Source organism: Desulfosarcina sp., from assembly GCF_033791525.1.
Lineage (GTDB): Bacteria > Desulfobacterota > Desulfobacteria > Desulfobacterales > Desulfosarcinaceae > Desulfosarcina.
This window is the reverse complement of sequence record NZ_JASJGN010000122.1, coordinates 1-7,326: the sequence shown is the minus strand read 5'-3', so window position 1 is coordinate 7,326 and position 7,326 is coordinate 1. Positions and strand designations below refer to the sequence as shown.

The 7,326-nt window shown below is 57.0% G+C and carries 4 protein-coding genes and 1 pseudogene; 1 reads left to right on the top strand and 4 read right to left on the bottom strand.

The window, feature by feature from the left end; all coding sequences use genetic code 11:
• The 3 genes and pseudogenes from fdhF to thrS form a co-directional block, all read right to left on the bottom strand.
• A pseudogene (gene fdhF, locus QNK41_RS05855) lies at nucleotides 1-2,288 on the bottom strand (formate dehydrogenase subunit alpha); the annotation flags it as partial.
• A 190-nt stretch (nucleotides 2,289-2,478) separates the two neighbouring features.
• On the bottom strand, nucleotides 2,479-2,895 hold the full coding sequence (locus QNK41_RS05850; protein WP_319254711.1) for a VanZ family protein: 417 nt from the start codon (nucleotides 2,893-2,895) through the stop codon (nucleotides 2,479-2,481).
• 82 nt (nucleotides 2,896-2,977) lie between these two features.
• Entirely contained in the window at nucleotides 2,978-4,894 is a 1,917-nt protein-coding gene (thrS, locus tag QNK41_RS05845) for a threonine--tRNA ligase (protein ID WP_319254712.1), read from the bottom strand.
• Between the two features lie 122 nt (nucleotides 4,895-5,016).
• On the opposite strand from thrS, the gene QNK41_RS05840 reads away from it, so the two are divergent.
• A complete protein-coding gene (locus tag QNK41_RS05840; RefSeq protein WP_319254709.1) occupies nucleotides 5,017-6,165 on the top strand; it encodes a ribonuclease D in 1,149 nt (382 codons plus the stop codon).
• A gap of 188 nt (nucleotides 6,166-6,353) precedes the next feature.
• Here the strand turns inward: QNK41_RS05840 and QNK41_RS05835 are convergent, their stop codons facing one another.
• Complete coding sequence (locus QNK41_RS05835; RefSeq protein ID WP_319254707.1) at nucleotides 6,354-6,995, bottom strand: metallophosphoesterase family protein; 642 nt, start codon at nucleotides 6,993-6,995, stop codon at nucleotides 6,354-6,356.
• Nucleotides 6,996-7,326: the final 331 nt, after the last annotated feature.

Here is a 7,326-nt window from a genome sequence, read left to right as displayed (position 1 = left end):
CCCTCGTGTTCGATGCGCGGGTAGCTGATCCCGGCATAGGAAGGGGTGAGGCTGGCCAGTTCGTTGAAAATGGTCTCGCTGTCCTTGTAGGACATGGCGTAACCCATACGCGTGGCGATTTCGCAGGTGATCTTCCAGTCGACCTAGGCCAACCCGGGTGGATCCACCGCCTTTCTCACCCGCTGCACCCGCCGCTCCGTATTGGAAAAGGTGCCATCCTTCTCGGCAAAACACTTGGAGGGCAACACCACGTCGGCCAGTTGAGCGGTTTCGGTAAGAAAGATATCCTGGACCACCAGAAAGTCGAGGTTTTTCAGGCTCTTTTCAGCATGGTTCAGATCGGGATCGGACACCAATGGGTTCTCGCCGATAATGTACAGGGCCTTGATCTCTCCGCTGTGGGCTTTGGGCACCATTTTCGTGACCGTAAGTCCCGGTTTGGTCGGCAGCCCAGTGACCTTCCAGGCCCGCTCCATTTTTTTAATGGCATCCAGGTTGTCCACCGCCTGGTAGCCGGTGAGCACGTTGGGAAGGCCGCCCAGATCGCAGGCGCCCTGGACGTTGTTCTGGCCGCGCAAGGGGTTGACCCCACCGCCCCGGATGCCCAGGTTGCCGCAGAGCATAGCCAGGTTGGCCAGCGACTTGACGTTATCAGTACCCGTGGTGTGCTGGGTGATGCCCATGCAGTAAAGGATGCTTCCCGCAGGTGCCTGGGCGTAAAGACGGGCCGCCTCGATTAATTTCTCGGCAGGGATACCGGTGATGGATTCGACATGCTCAGGGGTATACTTCTCCACCACCGCCTTCATTTCGTCGAACTTCTCCGTGCGATCCTCGACGAAGGTCTTGTCGTGCAGATCTTCTTTGATGATTACGTGCATCATGCCGTTGATCCAGGCCACGTCGGTCCCCAGGTTGGGCCGGAGCCAATGCTCGGCAAATTCGGTCATCTTGATCCGCCGCGGGTCCACCACGATGAGCTTAGCTCCCCGGCGGGTAACCGCCCGTTTGACGAACGTCGAAAGCACCGGATGGTTTTCCGAGGTATTGGAGCCGGTGATGAGGATGACGTCGGCCTCCTCGATATCGGCGATGGTGTTTGTCATGGCGCCACTTCCGAAAGCTGCGGCCAGACCGGCCACGGTGGAGCTATGTCAGAGCCGGGCGCAATGATCGATGTTGTTCGTCTTGAGCACCGCCCGGGTAAACTTGTGGGCGATGTAGTTCTCCTCGTTGGTGATGCGCGCCGAGGTGAATACGCCGATGCTGTCCCCGCCGTGGGTGTCGCGGATGCTCTTGAGCTTGCCGGCCACCAGATCGATGGCCTCTTCCCAGGTGGCTTTGCGAAAAGCACCGTTCTCCTTGATCAAGGGATCGGTAAGCCGCTGGTCGCTACCGATGAAATCGAAACCAAACCGTCCCTTGACGCACAGGCTGCCCTGGTTGGGGGCTTCGCCCTCGACACCGCTCACCTTGACCACCCGGTTGTCACGAACGTGAAGGTACATCTGACAGCCCACGCCGCAGTAGCTGCAGGTGGTCCGCACCTGTTGCGTTTCCCAGGGGCGGACATGGTAGCGCACATCCTTTTCCACCAGGGCCCCCACCGGGCAGACCTGCACGCATTCGCCACAAAAGACGCAGTCGGAATCTTTCAGCGGCCGGTCGCCTGCGGCGATGATTTTTGTGGCCGCACCACGGTAACCGAAGCTGATGGCATTGTTCACCTGCACCTCGTTGCAAGCCTGGATGCAGCGGCCGCAAAGGATGCAGCGGGAAAAATCCCTCACGATGAACGGGTTGACCGTCTCCATGGGATAGCGGGCCGGGGTTCCCTGAAAGCCCTCGCCGGTCACCTGGTAGCGGTAGGCCAGATCCTGAAGGCGGCAGTCTCCCCATACCGGACACAATTCTTCGCTGCCGTCGTCTTTTTCGACGCCCAGCTGAAACTGGGTCCAGTCGCTGTCGTCGCGTCCACGAACCGCACAATTGTGATTGCCCGAAGAGAGCATGAGTCGCAGGATCTCTTTGCGCGATGACACCACATCCGGCGATTCGGTGCGAACGACCATGTTGGGTACAGCTGGGGTGGAACAGGCCGGCAGCAGCGTCCGGGCCCCTTTTACCTCAACCACGCAGATCCGGCAGGCACCGGTGGGTGTGGTTCCCTTCAAGTGGCACAACGTCGGAATATCGATGTCGCCCCGTCGGGCCACGTCCAGGATCGTCTCCCCCGGTTCAATGGGAAGCTCGTTTCCGTTGATCACTATCAGGTTCGTCTGTTCCATATTCAGGTACTCCTTTGGGGAGGGTCCGTGGGTCAATTCACCAGCCTATTTTTCCTATAGAAAATCGGCCCTTTTGTCAATCCGGGAATACCTATCCATGATAATGTCGAAAAGAGATACCTTCGCTCAGATACCCACAAGAGCATTCATTTGTGATTGGGTTTTTAACGGGTTGCCTTTTTGACGGCGATTACCGTCGCCGGCCCGTTCTCGAAAGAAAGCACCGCCCGCCCCGTGAAGTCAACCCCATATATGCCAGGGCACCCAGGACACTGCCCGCAAAATCCGCAACCCCGTCCATCGCATCGGCTTGGCGAGCCGCCACGAAAGACTGGTGGATTTCATCACTCACGCCGAAAAGGGTGGCAAAGCAGACGCTGATCGCCAGCAGCTGAGCCGGGGACAGTCGACCCGGCCATGTCATCCTACAGGCCCGGTAGAACAAGGCGGCCAGAATTCCATAGGCTGCCATGTGCAAGACTTTGTCTTTCAGCGGGAAAAAAGGGCCGAAATCGGGCGACGGATAGTTGGACTGAACAACGATGGCCGCGCAGAGTGCGATAACCGGCAGCCAGTAAATTAAAAATGTTCTCCGGGCGGTTTTCATGGGGCATCAGGGAGAGTCAAATGTGCAGCCGCTTCAGCCGTCCCGGGAATCCGGTGAAAACCCCAGCGGCTAATGTACTGGCCTATTCGCCGAACATGTCCAGATTCAGGTGTCTGTCAGCCACGTGGGCCGTCACCTGCTCCATAAACTGGGTCATAGGGAGACCGTAGCGGACCGTGCCGTCCAGCGTACGAACGGATATGGTGCCGGCCGCCTGCTCTTTGGCGCCGCAGGTGAGAATCAGCGGGGTCTTGGCCAGCTGGGCTTCGCGAACCTTTCGGTTGAGACTTTCCGTACGATCATCCACCTCAACCCGCAATCCTGCGCCGGTCATTGTTTTGGCAATTTCCTCGGCAAATGGAATCAGATCATCGTTGATGGGCAACAAAACAGCCTGTACTGGTGCCAGCCAGATGGGAAACTTGCCTTCGAAATGCTCGATGAGAATTCCCAGAAACCGCTCGATGGAGCCGAACACCGTCCGGTGCAGCATGATGGGGCGGTGCTTCTCATTGTCCGCACCCACATAGGTCAGGTCGAAACGCTCGGGCAGGCTCATGTCCAGCTGAATGGTGCCGCACTGCCAGGTCCGTCCCAGGGCGTCATTGATGTGCAGGTCGATCTTGGGTCCGTAGAAGGCGCCATCCCCCTCGTTGATGCGGTATTCCTTGCCGTAGGCATCCAGCGCCGAGCGAAGGCCGTTGGTGGCCTGTTCCCACTGCTGATCGGTACCGATGGATTTTTCCGGTCGTGTGGACAGCTCCAGATGAAAACCGAGACCGAATTGGTTGTAGATCCGCTCCTCCAGTCGCAGCAGGTCGATAATCTCAGCCTGGATCTGTTCCGGCATCATGAAAAGATGGGCATCGTCCTGGTGAAAGGCCCGGACCCGGAACAGGCCGTTTAGCACGCCGGACAACTCATGGCGGTGCACCAAACCGATCTCCGCGGCCCTGATGGGCAGCTCCCGGTAGGAGTGGGGCCGGGTGCTGTAGAGCAGCATGCCGCCGGGACAGTTCATGGGCTTGATGGCATAGGCCTGCTGGTCCACCTCGGTGGTGTACATGTTCTCACGATAGTTCTCCCAGTGGCCGCTTTTCTCCCACAAGGCGCGCTGGAGAATGATGGGCGTCTTGGTTTCGACGTATCCGGCTTCCCTATGGGCATCGCGCCAGAAATCCAGCAGGGCGTTCCACACATCCATGCCCTTGGGATGGAAGAAAGGCATGCCCGGCGCATCGTCATGGAAGCTGAACAGATCCATGGCTGCGCCGATCTTGCGGTGGTTGCGTTTTTTAGCCTCTTCGAGAAAGTTGAGATACGCCTTGAGCTGCTTCTTATCGAAAAAGGCGGTGCCGTAGATCCGCTGAAGCTGGGCCTTGGATTGATCCGCCCGCCAGTAGGCACCGGAGACCCGCATCAATTTGACCGACCGCACAAACCCGGTGTGCGGCACGTGCGGCCCCCGACACAGGTCGGTAAACTCGCCTTGCTTGTAAAAGGAGATGGTGCCGTCGGCCAGATCGGAAATCATTTCGGTCTTGTAGGGTTCCTCCTTGTAAAATTCCAGGGCATCGGCCTTTGATATTTCATGGCGTTCGACGGGAATCTTCGCCTTGATGATGCGGTTCATCTCCGCTTCGATCTTGGGGAAGGCTTCTTCGGAGAGCGGCTCCATATCGATGTCGTAATAAAAACCGTCCTCAACTACCGGCCCGATGGTCAGTTTGGCATGGGGATAAAGGTTCAACACTGCCTGGGCCATGACGTGGGCGGCACTGTGGCGCATAATTTCCAGCGCTTCAGGATCCCGGGTGGTGATCAGCCGGACAGCGGTATCCTGTTTAATGGTCCGGTTCAGGTCCACCAGGTTGCCTTCTAATTCCATGGCCACGCAATCCCGGGCCAAGCCCTCGGAGATGCTCTTGGCCACAGCCAGTCCCGTGGGATATCCGTCAAAGGGTTTTCGACTTCCATCGGGAAGTGTGATATGAATCATTTTTTTATTGCCTTCCGTATAAAGGTTGTGCATGGCGTCAATAACGGACATCCAACAATTCATTATTAAAAAAACAACTTATGAAAAGTAGGGAAAAACCCTCTCCGGGTCAAGAGAAAAATATGGCCGCCGTCGCCGATCCGTCTTACCGCTTCATCCGAACGCCTGCCGAACTGGAACAGTTCGTTAGCCGGATCAGCCAGGAGAAAATCCTTGCCGTGGATCTAGAGGCGGACTCCATGTTTCACTTCCAGGAAAAAGTCTGTCTGCTGCAGATGGCCGGCAACGGTGAAAATGTGGTCATCGATCCCCTTGAAGTCAACGATCTTTCAGCCTTGGCCCCGATGTTCAAAGACAAGGACGTCTGTAAGGTGTTTCACGGTTCAGACTATGACGTTCGCTCCCTCTATCGTGATTTTTCAATCGAGATCAACAACCTGTTCGATACGCAGTTGGCCAGCATGTTCATGGGCCAACGGGAAACCAGCCTCGGAGCGGTAGTGTGCAACCGGTTCGGTATTCAGTTGGATAAACGCTACCAGAAAAAAGACTGGTCTCAACGTCCCCTGCCCGTCGGTATGATCGAATACGCCGCTTCCGACGTCTACCACCTGATTCCCCTCGCCCGGATGCTCATGGATGAATTGGAGGAAAAGGGCCGACTGGACTGGGTCAAGGAGGAGTGCGATTACCTGTCCGAGGTCAGGCCCATGGAAAACGGCAGCGATCCGTTGTTCCTCCGGTTCCGCGGAGCCGGCCGCCTGCCGCGGCGCAACCTGGCGGCGCTTGAGGGGTTGTTGCAATATCGCCGTAAACTGGCCGAGAAAAAAGACCGGCCCTTGTTCAAGGTCATTTCCAACACCGCATTGCTAAAAATCGCCACCGAAATGGCCCAGACCCCTCAAGCCATGGAAGCAGCCCGATGCTTGAGCGCCAAGCAGATCCGCATTTACGGCAAACCCCTATCCGCCATCGTAAAAAAAGCCAACGCTCTTGCCGAAAAGGACCTGCCCACCTATCCACGGAAGCGGCGACCTTCGGTGTCACCCAGGGTGCCCGAACGGATCAAGATCATCAAGGCCTGGCGCGATCGGCTGGCAGACGGTTTGGGACTGGATCCCGCCCTCCTGTTCAATAAGGCGCTGATGACCGCCATTGCCGTTAAAAAGCCTGCTGACCTTCAAGCGCTGCGAAACGTCGAGGGAATCCGCAACTGGCAGGTAAAGGCATTCGGGAAAGAGGTCCTGACCGTTCTATCCGCCCTGCCCTGACACCACACCATCGACACGCTTTCACTAACTTTACGACTTCTCGTAGGAGCAGCTTCCAGCCGCGATAAATAAAATCGACCGAAGCCGACTTATCGCGGCTGGAAGCCGCTCCTACAGACGATCTCAGAGCAAATTCACTCGGACCCGAATGTTGAACGGTTGATTCGATATGGGAGGGTTCATGGATTCTACGGCAGCATCCGGCAAGCCGGTGATGATCGACCGTCATAGCGGATCAGTGCCCCGTCGCTGGCCCGTCCCATGGCACAGTTGACCACGATCGTACTTCCAGTGGTTGTCACACCGGCCTGCTCGTGAATGTGACCGCAGAGGACCAATGCCGGCGAACGGCAATCCACCAGCCGTCTGACGGCCCGGCTGCCTGCATGGAACCGGCCCAGGACCCGGTCCCTGACGCCGTAGGGTGGCGGATGGGCAACCAGCACACTGCGGGCCCGCAACATGGTGGATACCCGGTTCACGGTTTCAGTCTCTTTGAAGCCCAATCGAGAATGAAAGGGAAGCGGCAGGGTGCCGCCGATACCAATAATTTCCACATCGCCAAAACGTGCCGCAGCCAGATGAATGGATCGAAGCCGGGTAAATGATGGCAGCAGGCGTGCCAGATGTCGAGGGTCACTGTTTCCCCGGATCAGCAGCACCGGCAAACCCAACCGATTCAACCCATCAAGCGTGACCTCCGGCTGCCGGCGTCTGGAAATGTCCCCGGCCAGCAACAAGATGTCCGGTCGATGGGCGGCAATCTGGCTGGCGAGACTTTTAATCCGTCGCGCATGACCGTGGATATCGGCTGCAGCGTAAATCAGCATTGTTCATTTCACCTTTCATCAACTATCAACGATATCATCGCAGACAATGGCAGGCGGGCCAATCTACAATAATTGCCTTGACAGGTAAACCGCTATGATGAAATCAGAGTTGACGGGTTGGTAAAAGCTCATCAGAGTGAATCGTTGATGCCCTCGTAAAAAGTCGCAATTCTGACAGATTCGTAAAAATGCCGAGATCAAGGCTTGCGGGCCGCGAAAGCGAGCTTCGGCGAGCGAATGGCAAATCGATCAAGATCCTTACGGCGAACATTCATGTTCCATCCCGAAAATACCGCTATCGCGGGTGCCGAAGGCAGTGTTCTTACGGTAC